This is a genomic window from Paracerasibacillus soli (assembly GCF_042432965.1).
Lineage (GTDB): Bacteria > Bacillota > Bacilli > Bacillales > Amphibacillaceae > Paracerasibacillus > Paracerasibacillus soli.
The window spans coordinates 39,719-61,458 of record NZ_JBHLWL010000021.1 but is presented as its reverse complement, the minus strand read 5'-3'; the positions used below and the strand labels follow the sequence as shown (position 1 = coordinate 61,458).

The 21,740-nt window shown below is 36.8% G+C and carries 23 protein-coding genes; 16 read left to right on the top strand and 7 right to left on the bottom strand.

All coding sequences use genetic code 11. From position 1 onward, the window contains the following. Positions 1–2 precede the first annotated feature (2 nt). From ACFFIS_RS06465 to ACFFIS_RS06455, 3 genes are all read left to right on the top strand, one after another. Complete coding sequence (locus tag ACFFIS_RS06465; protein WP_390186686.1) at positions 3–983, top strand: ABC transporter ATP-binding protein; 981 nt, start codon at positions 3–5, stop codon at positions 981–983. Continuing rightward, positions 976–1,587, top strand: coding sequence for an ABC transporter ATP-binding protein (locus ACFFIS_RS06460; protein WP_390186684.1), 612 nt, complete (start codon positions 976–978; stop codon positions 1,585–1,587). Before ACFFIS_RS06465 ends, ACFFIS_RS06460 begins: the two co-directional genes overlap by 8 nt. A gap of 83 nt (positions 1,588–1,670) precedes the next feature. Next, positions 1,671–1,889 carry a hypothetical protein gene (locus tag ACFFIS_RS06455; protein ID WP_320380711.1) on the top strand — a complete coding sequence of 73 codons (219 nt, stop codon included), beginning with the start codon at positions 1,671–1,673 and terminating at the stop codon, positions 1,887–1,889. A 61-nt stretch (positions 1,890–1,950) separates the two neighbouring features. On the opposite strand, the gene ACFFIS_RS06450 is transcribed toward ACFFIS_RS06455, so the two are convergent. Then, positions 1,951–2,892, bottom strand: a complete 942-nt coding sequence (locus tag ACFFIS_RS06450; protein ID WP_390186681.1) for an urea transporter — start codon at positions 2,890–2,892, stop codon at positions 1,951–1,953. 295 nt (positions 2,893–3,187) lie between these two features. Here ACFFIS_RS06450 and ACFFIS_RS06445 point away from each other — a divergent pair, with 295 nt between their 5' ends. The 8 genes from ACFFIS_RS06445 to ACFFIS_RS06410 all read left to right on the top strand — a co-directional run bounded on the left by ACFFIS_RS06445 (position 3,188) and on the right by ACFFIS_RS06410 (position 10,642). Beyond that, the gene (locus ACFFIS_RS06445; RefSeq protein WP_320380709.1) at positions 3,188–3,490 is read left to right on the top strand and encodes an urease subunit gamma; all 303 of its coding nucleotides are present in this window, start codon (positions 3,188–3,190) and stop codon (positions 3,488–3,490) included. A 39-nt stretch (positions 3,491–3,529) separates the two neighbouring features. Continuing rightward, the gene (locus ACFFIS_RS06440) at positions 3,530–3,850 is read left to right on the top strand and encodes an urease subunit beta (RefSeq protein WP_320380708.1); all 321 of its coding nucleotides are present in this window, start codon (positions 3,530–3,532) and stop codon (positions 3,848–3,850) included. Continuing rightward, positions 3,850–5,562: an urease subunit alpha gene (ureC, locus tag ACFFIS_RS06435; protein WP_320380707.1), complete on the top strand. Its 1,713-nt coding sequence runs from the start codon at positions 3,850–3,852 to the stop codon at positions 5,560–5,562. Before ACFFIS_RS06440 ends, ureC begins: the two co-directional genes overlap by 1 nt. A gap of 11 nt (positions 5,563–5,573) precedes the next feature. Then, entirely contained in the window at positions 5,574–6,032 is a 459-nt protein-coding gene (gene ureE / locus ACFFIS_RS06430) for an urease accessory protein UreE (protein ID WP_390186678.1), read from the top strand. Beyond that, positions 6,022–6,708 (top strand): urease accessory protein UreF, encoded by a 687-nt coding sequence (locus ACFFIS_RS06425; protein WP_390186676.1) that lies wholly within the window; start codon positions 6,022–6,024, stop codon positions 6,706–6,708. Before ureE ends, ACFFIS_RS06425 begins: the two co-directional genes overlap by 11 nt. 54 nt (positions 6,709–6,762) lie before the next feature. Then, entirely contained in the window at positions 6,763–7,374 is a 612-nt protein-coding gene (gene ureG, locus ACFFIS_RS06420; RefSeq protein ID WP_320380705.1) for an urease accessory protein UreG, read from the top strand. A 1-nt stretch (position 7,375) separates the two neighbouring features. Then, complete coding sequence (locus tag ACFFIS_RS06415) at positions 7,376–8,200, top strand: urease accessory protein UreD (protein ID WP_390186675.1); 825 nt, start codon at positions 7,376–7,378, stop codon at positions 8,198–8,200. A 372-nt stretch (positions 8,201–8,572) separates the two neighbouring features. Next, on the top strand, positions 8,573–10,642 hold the full coding sequence (locus tag ACFFIS_RS06410) for a methyl-accepting chemotaxis protein (protein WP_390186674.1): 2,070 nt from the start codon (positions 8,573–8,575) through the stop codon (positions 10,640–10,642). Positions 10,643–10,966: 324 nt separating this feature from the next. On the opposite strand, the gene ACFFIS_RS06405 is transcribed toward ACFFIS_RS06410, so the two are convergent. Continuing rightward, positions 10,967–11,167, bottom strand: coding sequence for a cold-shock protein (locus ACFFIS_RS06405; RefSeq protein ID WP_320380699.1), 201 nt, complete (start codon positions 11,165–11,167; stop codon positions 10,967–10,969). Positions 11,168–12,236: 1,069 nt separating this feature from the next. Between ACFFIS_RS06405 and ACFFIS_RS06400 the strand changes: the two genes are divergently transcribed. Together ACFFIS_RS06400 and ACFFIS_RS06395 are read left to right on the top strand one after the other, a co-directional pair. Further along, the gene (locus tag ACFFIS_RS06400) at positions 12,237–12,626 is read left to right on the top strand and encodes a helix-turn-helix domain-containing protein (RefSeq protein WP_320380698.1); all 390 of its coding nucleotides are present in this window, start codon (positions 12,237–12,239) and stop codon (positions 12,624–12,626) included. 91 nt (positions 12,627–12,717) lie between these two features. Continuing rightward, entirely contained in the window at positions 12,718–13,602 is an 885-nt protein-coding gene (locus ACFFIS_RS06395) for an AbaSI family restriction endonuclease (protein ID WP_390186672.1), read from the top strand. A gap of 193 nt (positions 13,603–13,795) precedes the next feature. Here ACFFIS_RS06395 and ACFFIS_RS06390 read toward each other — a convergent pair whose 3' ends face one another. Both ACFFIS_RS06390 and ACFFIS_RS06385 read right to left on the bottom strand, forming a co-directional pair. Then, complete coding sequence (locus ACFFIS_RS06390; RefSeq protein ID WP_390186670.1) at positions 13,796–15,016, bottom strand: MFS transporter; 1,221 nt, start codon at positions 15,014–15,016, stop codon at positions 13,796–13,798. 12 nt (positions 15,017–15,028) lie between these two features. Next, positions 15,029–16,075: an ArsR/SmtB family transcription factor gene (locus tag ACFFIS_RS06385; RefSeq protein ID WP_320380695.1), complete on the bottom strand. Its 1,047-nt coding sequence runs from the start codon at positions 16,073–16,075 to the stop codon at positions 15,029–15,031. A 128-nt stretch (positions 16,076–16,203) separates the two neighbouring features. Here ACFFIS_RS06385 and ACFFIS_RS06380 point away from each other — a divergent pair, with 128 nt between their 5' ends. Together ACFFIS_RS06380 and ACFFIS_RS06375 are read left to right on the top strand one after the other, a co-directional pair. Continuing rightward, positions 16,204–16,338, top strand: a complete 135-nt coding sequence (locus tag ACFFIS_RS06380; protein ID WP_320380694.1) for a hypothetical protein — start codon at positions 16,204–16,206, stop codon at positions 16,336–16,338. A gap of 105 nt (positions 16,339–16,443) precedes the next feature. After that, on the top strand, positions 16,444–16,836 hold the full coding sequence (locus ACFFIS_RS06375) for a hypothetical protein (protein ID WP_320380693.1): 393 nt from the start codon (positions 16,444–16,446) through the stop codon (positions 16,834–16,836). Between the two features lie 23 nt (positions 16,837–16,859). Here ACFFIS_RS06375 and ACFFIS_RS06370 read toward each other — a convergent pair whose 3' ends face one another. From ACFFIS_RS06370 to ACFFIS_RS06360, 3 genes are all read right to left on the bottom strand, one after another. Next, positions 16,860–17,675 carry a lipid II flippase Amj family protein gene (locus tag ACFFIS_RS06370; RefSeq protein ID WP_320380692.1) on the bottom strand — a complete coding sequence of 272 codons (816 nt, stop codon included), beginning with the start codon at positions 17,673–17,675 and terminating at the stop codon, positions 16,860–16,862. Between the two features lie 148 nt (positions 17,676–17,823). Then, positions 17,824–18,135: a hypothetical protein gene (locus ACFFIS_RS06365; RefSeq protein ID WP_390186667.1), complete on the bottom strand. Its 312-nt coding sequence runs from the start codon at positions 18,133–18,135 to the stop codon at positions 17,824–17,826. Between the two features lie 308 nt (positions 18,136–18,443). After that, positions 18,444–20,150 (bottom strand): methyl-accepting chemotaxis protein, encoded by a 1,707-nt coding sequence (locus tag ACFFIS_RS06360; RefSeq protein WP_390186665.1) that lies wholly within the window; start codon positions 20,148–20,150, stop codon positions 18,444–18,446. 824 nt (positions 20,151–20,974) lie between these two features. Here ACFFIS_RS06360 and ACFFIS_RS06355 point away from each other — a divergent pair. Then, positions 20,975–21,361, top strand: a complete 387-nt coding sequence (locus tag ACFFIS_RS06355) for a hypothetical protein (RefSeq protein ID WP_320380689.1) — start codon at positions 20,975–20,977, stop codon at positions 21,359–21,361. The last annotated feature ends 379 nt before the right edge of the window (positions 21,362–21,740 follow it).

The window sequence follows — 21,740 nt, the reverse complement described above, 5'->3', positions numbered from 1 at the left end:
CGATGGATACGTTTGAGTCAACAGAGGGATTTACAAATAAATATACAGTGGATAACCGCGATATTCCGCTTTTGGAAGTGAAAAATCTTTCTCTCTCCTTTCGTCAATATCAAACGGGATTACGTGAATCTCAATTACAGGTGATTCGTAATTTAGATTTAATCATAAATGAAGGGGAAATTGTGGCTGTTGTAGGTGCAAGTGGTTCTGGGAAAAGCTTGTTAGCCAATGCGATATTAGGAGTGTTACCCAAAAATGCAATATTAGATGGGACATTGCGTTATAAAGGGGAGCAACTTACGCGCTCAAGACAAAAACGTCTACGAGGGAAGGAGATTTCTCTTATTCCGCAATCGGTTAATGCGCTTGATCCTTTAATGAAATCAGGAAAACAAGTGCAAGCAGTCATAAAGGAAAAGCGTAAAAAGGCTGTACAACAAGATATTTTTCAAAAAGTGGGGTTATCACCTGAAGCAGGTGAGAGATATCCGTTTGAATTATCAGGTGGAATGGCGAGGAGGGTATTAGTTACAACGGCAATGGTAAGTGGAGCGGAATTAGTAATTGCAGATGAACCTACGCCTGGTTTGGATCAGAAGGCAGTTCATGAAACGATCGATTACTTAAAACAACTTGCGATAGGTGGAAAGGGAATTATGTTTATTACACATGATATTGACACAGCCTTACAAGTTGCAGATGAAATTGTTGTCTTTTACGCAGGGCAAACTGTCGAAATAGCGAATGTAGAAGACTTTTCGGGTAAGGGTGATAAACTGCGCCATCCATATACAAAGGCATTATGGAATGCGCTACCTCAAAATGAATTTAAGCCGTTATCAGGTTCGCAACCATTTTTAGGAGAGGTGATGAATGGGTGTGTGTTTCAAAAAAGATGTCCAGTAGCGATGGAATTATGTACATATAAACAGCCGGATTTACAGGAAGCTTCTGGTGGTGCAGTAAGGTGCTTTGATGCTTGAGGCGAAAGGTATTAGTTATCAGTATCAACGTAAATCTTGGCTTTTTAGGCACGTAAATCTAACCATTCGTCCCGGGGAAATCGTCGGTTTATATGGGAAGAGTGGAGCAGGGAAAACAACAATGGCAAAGATAATGGCTGGATATTTCAAACCACATGAAGGCTATGTACAAGTAGATGGCCACGTACCATCCAATAAGGAAGTGAATCCTGTTCAACTCATATGGCAACACCCGGAAAAAGTGATAAATCCAAGATGGCGTATGAAAGAAGTGATTGCTGAAGTAGGCGAATTAGACCCAAAGCTACTGGAATTATTGGGCATTCACCATGCATGGTTATCACGTCGCCCCCACGAACTTTCGGGTGGGGAATTACAGCGCTTTTGTCTTGCGCGTACATTAGGAGCGCAAACTAAATATTTAATTGCTGATGAAATATCGACTATGCTTGATGCAGTAACACAAGCTCAAATATGGCATGCTGTTTTACAGCAAGTGAAAGAACGTAAAATCGGTGTGCTCGCCATTAGTCATGATCATCATTTACTCGAGCGGGTGAGTGATCGTATCGTCCATTTCCGTCACTTGGTTACCACAAGATAAAATAATCGCTAGTATAAAGCGAATAAGAAGAGTAAAAACTATCAAAAGTGGTAAAAGGCTTGATGATATAGGAGGTGTTGGCGATGGAAAATAATATTACGAAAGAAGATGTACTGTTTGAAAATAATTTCCACGAACGCTTACAGTTTGCTGTAGAAGTGGATGGCAAAGAATATCGGGGTCATTATCGTAATGGTGAAATTGATTGGCTCAATCCACATCCGAAAAACACGCTGGACGATGCACAACTGGAAGATGTTGAGTCTAATGTTCATGGTCACATGCAAAATTATGATTCGTAAGGAGAATTAGAAGCATCTCACTTTCATGAGATGCTTTTTCCTGTTTAAAGGACATTTTTACTTAAAACTTTGGCAAGACTTTTCTTGCTGCCAGAAAAAGCCATGTGCAAAGAACAAAAGGCATCGTTAGTGCTGGAACTCCAAACGGTAGCAACCAAGTGCTTACACTTGCTGTGATTGGCACGGTTAAACAAGCAGCCACTATACCAGAGATGAAAGCGAGCGGATGGTGCCCGGAATTAAAAACTTTAGATACTGCGATAATGGTTAATATAGCATTATATCCGTAAAGTCCTGCGGAAATCAGGTCATGATCTGCTCCTAAGAAGTAAGCTAAAGCTAGTGTAACCGCAGTCCCCAGGATGGCGTAAAGCCCTATTTTCCAACTTGCCCAAAACAGGCCGACAAATAAAAGGAAGCCAGATATCGGATTGTCCATAAAGAAGATTTGCCCCATACCATTAAAAAAGCTATGTAGCCAATTGATGTCTCCTCCAACGGTTAGTTTCCAATCGGCTAAACCTTGTGGAATCAAATCTGAACGCAAGTTGAACGCTTTTAAGCGGTAGGAAGCTAGAAGTAAAAACCAAGTTAAAATAATATATGGAAAAGTAAGCATCGGGATACCGGAGTTTCTTGTGAAATATGTTAATGCTGCCGTCAGTATGCCTGCTATAGCTGCACCAATGAGCGCAATAATCCATTGGTGGGGTCCGCTTAAAAACAAGGCAAGCGCCATTCCTGTTAATACGGAGTTAAATCCAAATAACCCTTGATTAATAGCATCTTCATCTCCTCCTCCCACTCTTGCGGTTAATGTCCCTATGATTGCAGATAGAAAGGCAATGATAGCTAAAGAATAAGAAAAGAATAAAATTGCTATCAAAAATATAAAACCAGTTATCGCATTTTCAATTAGTACGACTTGGGAAATTCCTCTTAATGAAGCCTTTAAAAAGTTAACAAGCGAGCGTTTTTGAAGTGATTCATCCGTCACAATCATCTATCCTTCCATATGTAAAAAAATAATCGCGGTTGTGCAACATGACATGGTCTTTGTCACCCTCTTTTCTAACAAATACCCACTTTGAAATCATGAGAAATAAAATGAAGGATAACTCCATCTTATTGTTTAAAAAATAGAAGGTTGACCATACTGTTACTGTTTTAAATAAATTAGGTTCTTTAGTAGTATGTTTTATTTTGCAAAAAATAAAAGGGTTTATTAGGTTTATCCATCATTTTACATATGTAGAACGAGATATTACAAAATTTCATCATAAAAAGGAGGTTGCGTCATGCAGTTAACACCCCGTGAAACGGATAAGCTTATGATTGTGGTGGCCGCGGATCTGGCAAAGAGACGAAAGGAAAGAGGTTTAAAGTTAAATTACCCTGAAGCTGTCGCACTTATTACCTATGAAATATTAGAAGGTGCAAGGGATGGAAAAACGGTTGTTGAATTAATGGAATATGGTGCTACGGTTCTTTCACGTGAAGATGTCATGGAAGGAATTCCTGATATTCTTGACGATGTACAAGTGGAAGCTACATTTCCTGATGGAACAAAGTTAGTAACCGTCCATCAACCGATTCGTTAATGAACAAGTTTTTTAAAAACTAAACAGGAGGCATACATCATGCAGCCAGGACAACTATTTTTAAAGGAAGAAGAAATTATTTGCAATGAAGGAAGAGAGACTTATAAACTTTTTGTCACAAATACAGGTGACAGGCCTGTTCAAGTAGGCTCACACTATCATTTTTATGAGGTAAATGAAGCACTTCAATTTAATAGAGATGAGGCCTTTGGGAAGCGTCTCAACGTTCCTGCTGGTGCAGCTGTTCGTTTTGAACCTGGCGATGAAAAGGAAATTGAATTGGTTTGCTATGCAGGTAAACGTAAGGCATATGGATTTAATAATAAAACAGATGGTTCTGTGGAAGGAGGTTGCAAATAATGAGTTTCAACATGTCAAGAAAACAATATGCACAAATGTTTGGTCCGACAACAGGTGACTCCATCCGTCTTGCAGATACAGAACTATTTATCCAAATTGAAAAGGATTATACAACTTATGGTGATGAAGTGGTATTTGGCGGTGGTAAAGTCATTCGTGATGGAATGGGGATGGATCCTCTTGTAACGAGAGGAGATGGAATTCCAGATACGGTGATTACCAATGCAGTAATTTTAGACTATACCGGAATCTATAAGGCTGATATTGGGATGAGAGATGGGAAAATCTCTGGAATCGGTAAGGCAGGAAATCCATTAATCATGGATAACGTTGACATTATCATCGGATCTGGTACAGAAGTAATTGCCGGAGAAGGCATGATTGTTACAGCGGGGGGAATTGATACGCATGTTCACTTTATTAATCCCGAGCAAATCGAGGTAGCACTAGCATCAGGGTTAACCACATTAATTGGTGGTGGTACTGGTTCGACTGCGGGTTCTAGAGCGACAACGGCTACGCCAGGGGAATGGAATATTCACCGTATGCTTGAAGCGGCGGAAGGAATGCCTATCAATGTAGGATTTACAGGAAAGGGACAAGCTGCAGCAGAGGAACCTTTAGCAGAACAAATCCGCGCGGGTGCAATCGGTCTAAAAGTACATGAAGACTGGGGAGCAACTCCTTCGGCAATTGACCATTCTTTAAGAGTAGCAGATAAATACGACGTCCAAGTGGCGCTTCACGCAGATACATTGAATGAAAGTGGATTTGTGGAAAGGACAATGGAGGCTATTAAGGACCGTGTCATCCATATGTACCACTCTGAAGGTGCTGGAGGCGGGCATGCTCCGGACTTAATTAAATCTGCTAGTTATGCGAATGTTTTACCATCATCAACAAACCCAACCATTCCTTATACAATCAATACGGTTGATGAGGCTTTGGATATGTTAATGGTTTGCCATCATTTAAATCCATCTGTACCTGAAGATATTGCCTTTGCTGATTCCCGAATTAGAAAGGAAACAGTTGCAGCAGAGGATATTCTCCAAGATATGGGGATTTTTAGTATGACAAGTTCTGACGCACAGGCGATGGGCAGAATCGGAGAAACCGTGCTTCGTACATGGCAAACTGCAGATAAAATGAAAAAACAACGAGGGTCGATGAAGGGAGACAGTAAACTCGCCGATAATAATCGAGCTAAAAGATATGTTGCTAAATATACAATCAATCCAGCTATTACACATGGTATTTCCGATTATGTTGGCTCCGTTGAGGTAGGGAAGACAGCGGATCTCGTATTATGGCAACCATCATTTTTTGGAGTGAAACCTGAATTAGTTATCAAAAGCGGAATGGTTGTCCAAGGCCTGATGGGAGATGCAAATGCATCTATCCCAACTCCACAACCAGTGATCCATCGACCAATGTATGCCGCAACTGGTAAAGCGTTATTAAAAAGTAACATTACGTTTGTTTCTCAGATTGCCTATGATAACAAAATTCATGAAAAGCTAGGACTTGAAAAAATGATTCTCCCTGTACATGGCATACGGACTTTATCGAAAAAAGACATGAAGCTGAATTCGGAAACACCTGAACTATCAGTTGATCCTCAAACGTATGAGGTTAGAGTAGATGGTGAATTAATTACATGTGACCCAGTTGATGAAGTTCCAATGGGACAACGATATTTTCTATTTTGAGGTGAAGGACATTGATTATAGAAAAAGTTGAAATGAATATTAATGATTTAAAAAAGGAAGAGCTGTTAAATCGCCATATTGAAAAGGTTTATCTTGAAAGTGCTGATTTAGTGAAGAGAATTCAACGGGTTAAGTCAGATCATGGAAGAGACATTGGCATCCGATTAAAGAATCCTCGAGATTTAGTCGCAGGGGATATCCTCTTTATGGACGATAAAAATATTATCGTAATTGATGTTCTTAAAGATGATCTGATCGTAATTAGCCCACGTAGTATAGAAGAAATGGGAAACATTGCGCATCAGTTAGGTAATCGCCATCTTCCTGCACAATTTGAAGGTGATGAAATGATGGTTCAATATGATTACTTAGTCGAAGAATTACTTCAAGAACTACGGATTCCTTTTAAACGAGAGAACAGAAAAGTGAAGCAAGCATTTCGCCATATAGGACATAGTCATGGAGCATAATATTCTTTCTTTATTTCAAATATGTGATTCAAATTTCCCAACAGGGTCATTTAGTCACTCCTATGGGTTGGAAAGTTATATACAAGAGGGAGTCGTTCATAACCTAGAGACATTTCAGGAATGGCTCCAAGTCTATTTGAATGAGCAGCTCGTCTATTCAGATGGGCTTGCAAGTTATCTAATGTATCCATTATTAGAGCAGGCAGATTTACATGAAGTCTGGAAAATAGACCGCTTGATAACAGTCCAAAATCTGCCGCGCGAAACAAGAGAAGGTACAAAATTTATTGGAGAAAGAATGTTAAAACTAACAGAGTTGCTATATGGTGCGCCTATTCTGACCCAATATAGAGAAAGAATCGAGAACAAACAATCCTTTGGGCATCCTGCTATCGTTTTTACAATGGTCGCCCAGCATTTAGGGATTTCACGAGGAAACTGTGTTCTTTACTATTTATATTCTGTTGTTTCAAGCCTTGTCCAAAATGCTGTTCGTGCTATCCCATTAGGTCAAACAGCTGGGCAAACACTCATGCATGATTTTCAAAATCATTTAGTAGCGGCTGTCTCTACAATCCAGCATTTGGATGAGGAGGATTTCGGAATCGTTTCACCTGGACTTGAATTATCCCAAATGAAACATGAGCGAGTAAATATACGTATTTTTATGTCTTAAGGGCAAATAAGTTAATCGAAAAACTTTAGAAACAATTGAAAGGAAGTGCTGTTTGTGGAACCAATTAAAATCGGTATAGGTGGTCCCGTTGGGGCAGGGAAAACGATGTTAGTAGAAAAGATTACTAGGGAATTACATCATGAAATGAGTATGGCAGTTGTGACAAATGATATTTATACGAAAGAAGATGCCAAGTTTCTAATCAATAATGGTGTTCTTTCTGATGATAGAATCGTCGGTGTTGAAACGGGAGGATGCCCGCATACTGCAATTCGTGAAGATGCCTCTATGAACTTCGCTGCTATCGAGGAATTAAAAAGGAAACATCCAGATTTGGAGTTAATCTTTGTTGAAAGTGGTGGCGATAACCTTGCAGCTACCTTTAGTCCAGAACTTGTTGATTTTTCGATCTATATTATTGATGTCGCGCAAGGAGAGAAAATTCCCCGAAAAGGTGGACAAGGGATGATAAAATCCGATTTGTTTGTTATTAATAAAACAGATTTGGCACCATTTGTCGGGGCTAATTTAAATGTGATGGAGTCAGACACAAAAGTATTTCGTGGTAACAAACCATTCGTATTTACGAACCTGAAAGATAATACAGGCCTCGATCAAGTGATTGATTGGTTGAAGTCGAATGTACTTTTAAAAGGATTAGTATAAAATGACAGACTGGACAGGAGTTTTACGAATGGACGTGGAGGATAGAGGTAAAAAAACAGTTGCCCGTAATGTGTACTTTCAAGGGGCACTGAAGGTTATGCGTCCCGTTTATCTAGATGATTCTGGACAGGCTTGTTATTATATTTTAAATCCTGGTGGGGGGTATTTGGATGGTGATCGCTACCAAATTCAAATATCATTGAGGGAACAGGCAAAACTGACGTTAACGACACAATCCGCAACAAAGGTATATAAAACTTTAAAAACACATGCCTATCAGGAATCTGAATTTCACTTGAAATCAGGTAGTTTTTTAGAATATTTACCAGATCCTCTCATAGCCTATCAACATGCGCGCTATAGGCAAAAAAATGTGTTTCGCATGGAAAAAGGGGCAACATTGATATATGCAGACATTATTACACCTGGCTGGTCACCCGATAGTAAATTATTTAGCTATCAACTACTTCGATTGATAAACGAAATCTATCTGGATGATGAATTGATCCTATTTGACCACATTAAATTAGACCCATCCAGTCAGAAAATGGATGGAATGGGTATCATGGAGGGATATACACATTTAGGCTCTATGATTGTAGTTGGTGAACAAACGAGCAGTGAACTAGTTAATCGTTTGTACGATGCAATGGATGGGAAGTCTGATGAATATAAAGTGGGAATATCCGAATTACCAGTACCTGGATTTACGATACGCGTGTTTGCGAATTCTACACAAGTAATCGAAAGGATATTCACGGAGTGCCATGACATCGTAAAAAGAGAATGGTACCAATCAGGCTCCTGCTTTCTTAGGAAGTATTAAAACTTTGTCGTTTGATTGGATGTAGCTTTGAGCATACAAACAACGGTAAAACAAATTAATAATTCAACTGTAACCCCCTCGAACGCTTAAGTTTGAGGGGGTTATGTTTTTGTACTTCGATAATAATATTACGGTGGGGGAATGGTTGTTTCTGTATTGTTAAACTATCAATCTACTAAGAGAATATAAGCCTCCACATAAAAAAGGCGAATTCACTCATTTAATCTACGCTTAATCTAGACGATTTAAGCCTATGTTTACCTTGTTTTGTCCAAGTTAGAAATCCCACTGCATTTAAATGTTAAAAAAAGGAAAGGTTAGCCGATATAAATATAGTAATAAATGTTAAAAAATAATTAAGGGGTGAATATAGTGGGAACAGCGAATAAGATAAATAAGAAGTGGTTTGGCTGGATTTCTAAGAGTATTTCGTTAAAGGTATCTTTCGTTTTACTTATAACGATTGTTATTATATTTTCAATTACAGGTTCTGTTATATACTCGTACACAAAATCATTATTGATTCGAAATATAGAAACGGAACTGACAACAAAAAGTGATGCAATAGCAGCCCAAGTGGATCATTTATTTGCTGAAAAGGGAGCGGTTATAAAACAATTTGCGTCAAATCATGGGGTTGCCAATTTATTAGATACGACAAAATCAAGAAATGAAGTACAATCGAATCCCCAATTTAAGGGAATTATGCAAACACTTGATAGCATTGTTGAAACGAATGACAATGTTGCAATGGCTTGGATAGCTAGTAGTAAAGGGAATTTTTTAATTGGAAGTAACAATCTATTATCAGATCCAAGTTTTGATATATTTAGTCGGCCTTGGTATAAACCAGCTTTAGCCGAAGATGATGTTTACTTTACAGATCCTTATATGGATGAAGTGTTTGGCAAGATTATCTTGAGTATTATTAAACCAATTAAAGTACATAATCAACCAGTCGGATTTGTTGCAATCGATTTATTCTTAGACAATTTACCAGAGATTATGAAGTCCTATAAGTTAGGCGATGGTGGCTACTCATTTTTAATATCGAAAGATGGAACGATTCTTTATCATCCAAATGATGAGTTAGTTCTTAATAAGCAGCTCCAGTCGATGTCAGGGGATCTCGGTAATATTGGTCAACAGATGATTAAGGGGGGAAACGGACTTAAACTTAGCCTTGTAAATAACAGGGAGGAATATATTGGATATTCACCTGTTCCGACGACTGGTTGGTCGGTTGGAACCTCAGTACCCGAGAAACAAGCCTTAAGTGAACTTGGATCCTATACAAAAACGATGTTATTTTTATTTTGTATAGCTTGTTTAATTCTTCTTATTATCGTGTTCTTGCTTTTGAAAAACATGCTAAAAGCATTACCTTCCATTACAAATCGTATGAAGCTACTTGCAGCAGGTGATTTAAGCCAAGAAGATTTACAAGCAAATTCAAATGATGAAATTGGCCAATTAGTTGTCTCTACAAACCAAATGAATCAAAGAGTAAGAGAATTACTAAATCGAATTAGAAATGTTTCCGAGATAGTAAGTACCCATGGTGAAGAGTTAACACAATCCGCTAATGAAGTTAAAATGGGCTCTAGACAAATTGCCACAACGATGCAAGAGCTGGCAATGGGAGCAGAATCTCAAGCGAATGAAACGAATGAACTTTCTGATGGAATGGGTCTGTTTAGCAATAAAGTTCAAAATGCGAATGAAATGGGAGGAAATATAACACGTTCTTCCCACGCTGTTTTGGATTTAACAAATAAAGGAAATGAATTCATGCAAAGGTCTACTGAAAAAATGGAAAAAGTTAATGAGACCTTCCTTGAAACAGTACAGAAAGTAGGAGTATTAAGTAAGCATTCCCAGAAAATATCTAAATTAGTCTTAATTATAAAGGGAATTGCAGAACAAACTAATTTATTAGCCTTAAATGCTGCAATTGAGGCTGCACGTGCTGGAGAACATGGCCGTGGCTTTGCGGTTGTTGCCGATGAAGTCGGAAAGTTATCAGCACAAGTATCAGATTCAGTAACGGATATCACAAGTCTTGTAAAGGATATACAAGATGAAACTAGTAACGTGACAGAATCATTGCAAGAAGGGTATAAAGAAGTTGAAAGTGGAACAGACCAAATCAAAATGACTGGGCAAACCTTCCATGAGATACAGAGTTCTATTAATCAAATGGTGGATAATATACAAGGAGTTACCGAAAACTTAGCAACTATCGCTACTGGTGCGCAAAAAATGAACGAAAGCATTCAGGATATTGCAGCTATATCTCAGGAAGCCGCTGCAGGGATTGAACAAGCAACTGCTACTTCCCAGCAAACGACAAGTTCAATGGAGGAAGTAGCAAGTAGTTCTAATGATCTATCTAATTTGGCTGAAGAACTGAAAGATTTAATCCATCAATTTAAACTCTAAAAATACAATTGGTATGGTACACACCCCGTTCGCTCAGTCTCTTATTGTGGAATAAAGGGGGATAAATCTAGAACCAATCCTTTTCCACTAAAGAGTTGCATTAGATTATAATAAAGAAAGGCCTAATTATTTCATTGTAGAAAATAATTAGGCCTTTTATATGAATTTATTCACGTAGAGGATAGTTATGTAAGTCTATAGTTATTGCAATATTTAGCTGCAGCTACCTAGTTAATATGATAGTTGTATCATTCTCATCAAATATTTAAAAAACAGCAAAATAAAAAGCCCTTCTATTACAGAAGAGCTGTTTCATATAAATGATTATGCTTTAACAACGTTAGTTGCTTGTGGTCCACGGTTGCCTTCTTCGATATCGAAAGTAACTTGTTGACCTTCCTCTAAAGTTTTGAAACCTTCGCCTTGAATAGCTGAGAAATGTACGAATACATCGTCTCCACCTTCAACTTCGATGAAACCGAAACCTTTGTCTGCGTTAAACCATTTTACTGAACCTGTGTTCATGTGAAATTCCTCCATTGTGCATAAAGCACGTTTATTCCTTTGTTGTTCTGATAAGAATTCAAGACGATGATAAACATTGTAAAGTTATGCCATAGATCCTGCATTGCTAACGAACAATTAAGTAACTTTAGTATAACACATATCAAAGCAAAAATATATCATCCTTTTTATTTATAAGACGGAAATTCCTCTTTAGCGATAACAGTGCCCGATTTGAACTTGTAATCAAAGTACTTTTTTCTGAGTAGAGGATCTATAAAACGTGCTCTTTTTATTCTAGTCTTAGGTACCCGATGGCTTTAAAATTTTCAAGTCTAAATGAAGTTGAGAGATTTAAAAGATGGTTTGGATGACACAAAGGGTATTGTGGATTTGTATCAAATCTAATCTCACCTCAAAATATTACACTTCACATTAAAAATATTTATGAAGCAGAGTTGCAGGGAAACTCAACTTGTAAGTATTACTTACAAGTTGAAAATGAAGGTTCCAGAGAGGCGAAAGGAAAAGCAAAACATTATAAACCTCGAAATGATAATCGCAATCAGATACCGTGTTCGTTCTCACCGAGGTACATAATTCCACCGGTGGGCAACAGAGTGCTTAAATGTAAAAGTGATTAAATGCTACCCCATCTTGAAACAGTCTCAGAATAACGTAGGTTATTTTTATTATTGACATGGAGCTAACTCCATCTTTTATAGTGAAAGTATGAAAAGTATGGAGGGAATGAAATGAAATGGCTATTATGACTTATATATTGATTGGGTTGTATGCTCTTTTAACTGGAATAGCAGGCGTGAACCAATGGAAAGAAGTGGGATATAACGTACGGGCCTTATTGTTTGTTATTGTATCAGTGGGTATAATCGTAATATTATGTATGCCAAATAAAGACTTGCTTTTTATATTGTTAATCATTGCATTTGTTCTGGTACATCTATTAGCAATTTTCCAAGGAATATTAAAAAACGGCCAACTCACGTACAGCCATCATATCATTCGTATTATTTTCCATTGTATAATTATTTTTATGGTTTATAATTTTATAAAATAGCAGGTGACAATTATGAAGATTGGTGAATTTGCAGAAAGAACTGGGGTTAGTATAGATACGATTCGTTATTATGAGAAGATAGATTTATTGCATCCAGAAATAAAAAACACACAACGTTTTTACGGTAACCACGATATCGATATAATGGATATTATTATTAAACTTAAACAAACTGGATTTTCACTACAAGAGATTAAAATGCTTTTTGAGTGGTCAAAAGATACTGACCCAAATAAACGACTAACAAATGAGGAAATGCAAAATGTTCTTCGAATAAAAGAGGTATTCCAAGAAAAGTATGCACAAATGGTACAAAGAGAAAAAAATATAAAACAAATAAAACAGGTATTACGAAAGGCAGACAATAAAATTTCTCAAATATTAGAAGCAAATAAAGGATAAAGGCTTTGATGATAAAGAAGTATTGATTAAAGATAATCTCTGAAAAGATCATATCTAGTTACATAAAGAAGGCGTGAAAAGGAGTGTAGAGATGAACAAGCGTGATTACTTAGTGAAGACTTTTTCGCGTACCAAAAGGAAAGATTACGAGAATTATATTTTAACTGCAATCTGGCATAAATTGGACAATATGAATCTTAAGCCTGTTAGCCAACAATACGTTAAACGCCCAAATGGAAAACATGCTTTGATGGATCTTTATTTCCCGCAACTACATATTGGAATAGAAGTAGATGAAGCATATCATCAAGATAATCAAAAGGCTGATGAACTTCGCATGGATGATATCATATCCGCAGTTAATGAAGAGTCTATTAAGGATTTCCAGTGCTTTAGAATAGATGCTACCAAATCTTTAGACGAAATAAATGATAGGATTAAAGAGATTTTAGCGGCTATCAATGATAAGGCATCAAACACTACATTGAAGTGGCGGACATATGAAGAGGAATTACAGCAGCTGAAACAACAAGAATATTTATCAATTTACGATGATGTATCGTTTAGAGATATTAAGGATATTGCAAATACTGTGTTTGGAAGGAATTCCAAAAGGTACCAACGGAGTTTTTTCAGGGTAATAGATAAACTGTGGCTATGGTGTCCTAAACTTTCAGTTACTATAAATGGTGATACCAAATCAGTAGCGAGAGGATGGCTTAATTTCTTGGCTGAAGACTGGTCATACATTGATGAATCCCATCAAGAAGAGGAAATTGTTGCAGAAAGAAAAGAAAACTATATGGAGGAAGTAAGCTTTGGGAGCAAAAGGGCTGTATTTGCAAAATACAAAGATAATCTAGGCTTTAATAGATATAGATTTGTTGGGATTTTCGAAACCTTAGGTATCTCTCCTGATGATGAGCGCTATATCAGATATTTACGGGTGGCTGATAAGGTGGAAATTGTAAGGTAGCTAGCTGTGCTGCTTTGCAACATGTCAATACGTTCGGACTATCTTATAAAATACACCTTTGTTAACATCCAATCATGATCGAATATGGTATTTCTAACTTAGCAATAATCAATTCAAAGGACAGGATTTTGTTTATTCCTGTCCACTTTTTTCCTTGTTTAAAACAAATAGTTTTAAAGCCCAATCATCCATTTTACCCTTCTTCAAATTCTAATTTATTATCAATAAATTTAAAGAATGGTAATGTCATACCAACTAAAGCAACGATACTAATAAGGAGTCCGATGAACAAATAGAGCGGTCGTATACCTAACAAGTCACTTCCTATTCCACCCAATAAAACGCCCAAAGGCATTGTTCCTCTCATGATGAACAAACGAACTGAAAATACCTTGCCCATTAAATGATTTGGAACAACATGTTGGCAAATAGTCGTATTATGTATGCTAAATAAGGCCATTGCGATGCCGCCAATTATTTCTGTTATAATTGCAAAATAAATGCTGTAATTAAAGGCTAGGACAAAAAAGGTAATACCACCGATAAAAAGGGAGCCTAACATTAGAAACCTTCTACTTGTAAATGCAATTCTTGGTACGAGCATAGCTCCAATAAAATATCCTATTGGAAATCCCGCCATAAAATAACCATAATCAGAATATGAGCCATTTAATACATCCGTTATATAAGGTAGTGTGGTAACCATTGTTACTCCCACGCCAAATTGAACAAAGGCTAAAAAAAATCCAAGCCAAACGATGATTCGTTGTTCAAGGAAAAAATGAAGCCCTACTTTAAAATCATATAACCAAGTATTTCTCACCGTATTTATCTTATCTCTCTTTTCATCTATGAGAAGTAAGGTGCACCCACTGATAAAAAGTGTAAGACTAACAAACATGAGGGTGATGTTCACTCCTAAATATTGAATAACAACTCCTGCTAGTATGGGTGCAAGAAAGGACATAATACGCGTAGTTCCATCAATGTAGGCATTTGCAGATTTTAATTCCTCTTTTGTTACGATTGTTGGTGTAATCGCATGATTTGCTGGTACATAAAGTGGTGAAATGAAGCCTATAACAATTTGCACAGTGTACATTTGCCAAACATGTATGCTATCTAAAAATATAGCTACGAAAGGGATTAAAAAGATAATACTTCTTGTCCATTGTGAGATAACTAATATCCATTTTCTACTCCAACGATCGATATATGGCCCAATGAATAATTGAATAATTAAGGATGGGAGGAAATAGAGCAACCACATACTTCCCAAAGCTAAAGTTGAACCTGTTAATTGGTATACTAATATCGAGTTACAAAATGTACCAAAGGCTCCTCCAATTTCTGAAATTCCATTGCCCATCCAGGTAGCAATAAAGGAACGGTTTTTTAATAGTCGTTTGTTCAATATAAAACCACCCTATTCGTTTTTTAAGAACCCCTTTAATTCCTGGTCTAACATGGTTAAAACATGAAGTCTTAAGCAATATTTAGATTCCTTTATCTCGACAATTTTAGATGCTCTTAATATTTTTAAATGGTGATGGACAGTCGATTTACCCATATTAAGTATTTCGGTTATCTCTTGGAGTGAACGAGCATTTTCAAAAAGTATTTTAACTATCTTAAGCCTTACTTCATCTCCTAGTGCTTTATATTTCTGAACCATAAAGTTTGATGGCATATATTTATCTTCTGGTGATAGACTTTTGTTAGAAACTGGATAATAAAATACTTTTGTACCTTCGATATCTGCTTCTATATTCCAAGGGCGATAAACATATTGTGGTATTAACAACACCTTATGAACACTAGGTTCAGGCAGATAATCCACTCCTCCTGTTGCCCAATGAACTAACTGCTCTGGATTCAATGTTTCGGCCATGCTAATTTTAGACTGATAATCTATTTCTAGTATTTCAGTCACTCTCTTTAATGAAGGTTCCACAACAGCATAAAACCAATTAGACATCACACTAACCAAATGTTGCTTCAATTTATCAGGATTAACATGAAATATAAAATCTACATACTGTGGGAAGAACGGGTTATCTTTAGTTACGTTTATTAAACCCAAATTAGCTTCCTTATCAGCATGTGCAGCTTTTTTCCTAACATCTTGATACTGATCACCAATGTACGGTAAACAAATAAATTTAAGTTGGTATGTATGTAATCCATTTATGTAATCGCAAAAGTCAGTTAACCCTTGGCCCTCAAAGGAGTGAAGAAGTTGTAGTAATGCCTTCCATGTATTGTTTTCCTCTACATATTTCAATTCGTTTAAAAGTTCTTCTGAAAACCCTTCTTTTAATGCTTGCCAATATGATGTTGGCTTTTCTAAAGTATGCAGCATTTTTGTATTTGTTATAGCAGCAATACCTAAAGCACATTCCCATAATGGAGAATAAGTGAATGCTACTTGGTATGTTTCTCTTTTTCTGCTTGTTGTATTTAGAATATCCATATAAACCTCCTAAACTTCTATTTATTTTTGTATAAACATCGTAACCTATAAAATAATAAAATTCAATAATTATAGAATGAGTTATTCTATAATTATTGAATGATTGATATAAACGAGTAGCTATACATTTGGTTTTGATTGTAGAAGTCCGCGAATCCATGGTAGAAGAATTGGTTTTGATTGTAGAAGTCCGCGAATCCATGGTAGAAGAATCAGTTTTGATTGTAGAAGTTAGTGGATCCATGGTAGAAGAATCAGTTTAGATTGTAGAAGTCCGCGAATCCATGGTAGAAGAATCAGTTTTGATTGTAGAAGTCTGCGAATCCATGGTAGAAGAGCCAGTTTAGATTGTAGAAGTCCGCGAATCCATGGTAGAAGAACTGGCCTTGATTGTAGAAGTTCGCGAATCCATGGTAGAAGAATTGGTTTTGATTGTAGAAGTTAGTGAATCCATGGTAGAAGATTTGGTTTTGATTGTAGAAGTTAGTGAATCCATGGTAGAAGAACTGGTTTTGATTGTAGAAGTCTGCGAATCCATGGTAGAAGAACTAGTTTTGATTGTAGAAGTCCGCGAATCCATGGTAGAAGAACTGGCCTTGATTGTAGAAGTTCGCGGATCCATGGTAGAAGAATTGGTTTTGATTGTAGAAGTCTGCGAATCCATGGTAGAAGAACCGGCTTTGATGGTTTTTTCAATAACATCCTATCCGATAAAATGTAACTATAAAGTCTGCTTAACGGGTACAGTTCCTTCCCTATAATTGTATTAGCTTGTTAAAGTATTTTAAACAATGAATTGTGTGAACCAGGCAATATATTTTGCTCCGGGGATAAAAAATAATTGTGCTAGCAGTGTACCTAATAGTCTGGAAGTTACCATCATGAGGGATATGTTTTTCAGAGTTTGGTAACTTCCTCTCTTGTTAACTACATCATCTGCTACGACAGAGACTTTTGGGTCGACAAAAATAACTAATAATATTGTCGCTATGCCATTTATTAAACCGGAAGCCATAATAGCTGTTGATGCGCGTGCTGGTGCTAATAATGCCGCATACAATGCAGATAAAACTCCGATAGTATATATTGCGGTAATGATCATATTCACCAAAAACAATCTTATTGGTATGTCTTTGATTTTAGTCTCTTTTAAGTAAGAAAATTTTGGCAAGCTAAAATGTGTGATACTACGTTTTATGTACTGTAAGGAAAATAACCTTTTAAATAAAGATGGAATGGAGCCCTTCTCTTCTGCCAAGTAAATAATTGCCCTTGAAAATAGAGCTATAAATGTGGGAAGGAGAAGTATTCCAAAAATGGTGCCAACTGTTGATGCGCCAATGAGAAATCGAAACTGCATTGCTACAAATTCTTGTGCGTTATTACTTGGTGCAGTATCAATTAAGCTCCCTGTAAATGGTTGCTGCATCATGTTTGCCAATCTTGATACCATCACCATGATATTAAATAGAGATAAAGCTGAAGCAATCATTCTTACTCTAGCTCCTGACAACCTTACGGCATAAGCGAGCGTTTCAATAGAGTGAATGATAAATATAAACAAAGCGATGTATATCAGTTTTTCTGAAATAACTTCCAATATGATTACCTACTTTTATTTAGTCATGAGCACTAGCATAGTATATTAGTATTTGAAAACGGGCCTCAATTGTTAGAATTAACACCACGATTAACTTAACTAATAGTTGTTAGGTGGTATGAGAACTCACGCAGGTTGAACATCCATCTTATCCCCACCACATAACTAATACAAATAAAGACCAAAGTGATATGAAAATGCCAGCAATGATATTCGTAATGAATAAAGCAAAGAGCATGTTGGATTTTATCTTCTTTATAGAATATAAAATGAATTCTATGATAAAAGCAAGTACAAATAAACAGATGCTAATGGCGGTTACAATAATAAGTGTGATGAATGGCTCTACATAGAATAAATGACTTTGAAAATAATAAGCTATATCTTGGGCAAACCAGCCTAAGTATGCTGCAAGTAATGTAATACCAATAAGAATGGTGAATACAATAGGCTTTTTCATGAAGTTTTCCTCCGTTGATAATTATTTTGTCCCTTAGTAAGGGAAAGACCTTAGTTATCCTTCCCTATCATTATTCTACGCTTACCCGCTGTAATCCTTTATTTTCAATAGTAATTTTTAGGGGATCAATATGAACATGGTAAAAAATATTAATCTTTTCATATCCCCTCTTTTGAGGGGTCTGACTCCAAAAAAAGCTCCTAATGTAGAAGGGACTATACTTATCCCGGATTTTCTACAAAGGAGCATTGTCAGTAATGCTATTCATGGTGGGATAGTAAATCTTAATTTATCCCCCTATGTTGAAATTAAATCTTGAATTTACTTACATGTTCTAGTAAATCCTCAGCCATTTTAGTTAATTCGGATACGGAGTAATTAATTTGCTCCATAGCTGCTAACTGTTCTTCTGAGGAGGAGGCAACATTTTGCGTACTATCTGATGAAGCTTTGGTAATACTAGCAATTTCCCCCATCGATGAATTAACTTGTTCTAAACTAGCGGACATTTCTTCTGATGCTGCCGAAGTTTCTTGGGTCTGGGCGGTAACGTGTTCAATTAATCTTAGAATTTTTTTAAATCCTTTTTCGGCTTCCTGGACGACTTCCATTCCTAATTTCACTTCTTTCGTACCCATATCCATTGCATCGACTGCAAAAGAGGTGTCCGCTTGTATTTTCTCAATAAATGCAGCTATTTGTTCGGCGGAACTTTTAGACTGCTCAGCGAGATTTCTTACTTCATCAGCGACAACCGCGAAGCCACGGCCATGTTCGCCTGCACGAGCGGACTCAATAGCGGCATTTAGGGCTAATAAATTCGTTTGATCTGCGATTGTTGTAATGACGTCAATAATTTTCCCGATTTCCTTTGAATGGTCCCCTAATTGTTTCACAATAGAAGCGGAGTTATCTACTACCTTATCGATTTTTTCCATTTGCTGAATGACCTGTTGTATGGAATGATTCCCGCTATTCGCTTCAGTACTAGTATCCATTGCTAATTCAGAGACAGAAGTAGTTGATTTTGATACTTCACGAATCCCAGTTGTAATCTCATTCATCGCGATGGAACTTTCATTTGTTGCTTGTTTCTGCACTTCAGATCCGCTTGCAATTTCAATAATTGATGCTGAAATACGATTCGTTGCCTCAGTGGTTTGGACGGCACTTGCTGACAACTCCTCAGAAGATGCTGCTACGTGTTCAGACGTAATACTTACCTGCTTCATAAGGTCTCTTAGTTTATCCATCATGCTATTAAAGGAAGTGGTTAATTGACCTAATTCATCCTTTGAAACGTACTTCCCGTGGGCTGTCAAATCTCCATTTTCAGCCTTTTCCATAAGTCCTTGTATTTCCCTAATTGGCTTTACAATTGCACGGGTAAAAATATAGCCAATGACTGTTATTAAGATAATGGCCAAGACAAATACAGTAAAGATGATCGACGTACTAAACTTTTTGTCCTTTGTGATATTTGTATGAAGGTTTTTAGCATATGAATCTAAATAGTCTTTGATTTTGTTCATATAAACATTAGCATTGTCGCGATCATGCATACCATCTCGATAAGTAACGTAACCTGCATCTTTTTTATTTGCTAAAGATAATTGTATTGCCTCATCGAGTTTTTTGACATAAGTCTGATTGATATCATTATATTTTTGGAGATAGCCGGATTCTTCTTCGGAAAGGAGGCTTTCTTCCAATTGTTTTACTAAAGTTTCATTTTCTTTTTCCCTTTTAACAATTGCGTCTTTTAATTCTTGTACCACAGTAGCATCTGTAGTAATCAATAACTCCAGTACATAACTGTCAATAGCACGATTATTTGCCTCAATTTGATTTTGCCATTTAGTTGGAAGTAAAGTATCTTTGTACATGGCATCTGAATTTTTATCCATTTTATTCATAAAGTAGTATCCATTACCACCAATGATGCCAAAAATGATGATAGAAATAATGATTAGTAGAGATAATTTTGTTGAAGTTTTCATGTTACGAAATTTCACTATATGTCACTCCTTTTTCTATAATTTTTTTGTGTTTATTACACCCAATGGATTTTACTCTGATCTGATTCCTAGAGGTTAGCGGATAAACCGAGGTGATAAAGTATGAACCTCAGTAGGGAACTAAGACAGAGGATGGTTTTCTGTTTCAATCGAAAATAATCAAGTGCAGTTATTTCCTTTTCCGTAAGCTACCATTTATAAATGCATTTTCATCTTGCTAATGTCGTTCATATAAGGAATAGATGAGAGGGAAATAAATTAGGTGATTGTTGGAAGAGCAATATTAAATAAATTTTTCTATTACTAGTACATTACAAATAAATGCGATATCGTGTACGAGAATTTCTGCTTTATAGAACACTCTCCCTTCAATTAATACTATCGGAAGTATCGATTAGATAATTAATAAGTACGTTACATGGTAATATAACCCAGTGTTCAGTTGGGTTTTCATCTAGGAAAAGTAGTCATAAAAACGCCGCTTATGTATCCTTGTTTGGTCATATTTACCAATGTAAATTTTAGGGAGTGGATGACGGTTTGTCGGTTAAATAATGGATACTTGTCTGTGTTAATTGTTGTTTAAAAAAGCCCTTTTATAAAAAGATGATAACATCGGCTATAAACAGTTCGAGTGGTAAGTATATAGGTAAAGGAGAGAGGGATTTAATTGAAAGGCTAGTTTAAAAAGGAAGTCCTGCTTAAGCCTAGCCCTAATGGTTTGCTAGGTTAATATTCACTTTCAGAGACATGTGCCCAATACCTTTTATAGGCCGCTGCATATGCTGTATGGACGATGATCATGAAATGAGGGGAAAGTTATGAATCACGAATGGAATCAATTTAATCCTATGCAATTTCCATTGGAGCATGATATTGAACAGGAGAACATGATGCGTGAGCCTAGTCATGGGCATGTTGGCGGGCACCATGGACCGCCTAGACCTCCTGGTAATCCGGGGCATCATGGTGGTGGCCATGGAAAACCACCGCATGGACCACCCCACGGACCGCACGGGGGATCCCAAGGTGGGCTACCATTACTAGGTGGATTTGCAGGCGGGTTATTAGCGGGATCTTTACTCACCCCATCTGGTCCTTATCCATATGGGCCTAATCCGTATTATGGTTACTACCCTACCTATCCACAGACACCGTACCCATATTATCAGAACTATCCATACCAACCATATGGCGGATATTACTAAGCGCGGAATGACAAGGACAGTTGCAGAGGCCATCATCAGGAAGTAAATGAGGATGGCCTCTTTCTTATACTCAATGTAGTATGGGAAATATAAATTCCGACAGTTTGCAACTTCTATCGCTTGTTAACAAGATGTAAGACGAAGATTTCTAGCATTTCCGGGGATTTAAAGAATGCTAAATCAATAGTCAGAAAAGGCTTGATTCATTAATTAAGCAGTAGAGAAAGAGCAAGATCCCTACTGCTTTTTTTAAAATTTCCTCTACAAACGTGCTGTAGCTTTCTATCATTATCGTTAATTATTTAACTTGTGATGGATATGTAAGTTACGGATTGTAGAATGTGAATAGAAGTACAAATCAATTTAGTATCCTTATCCA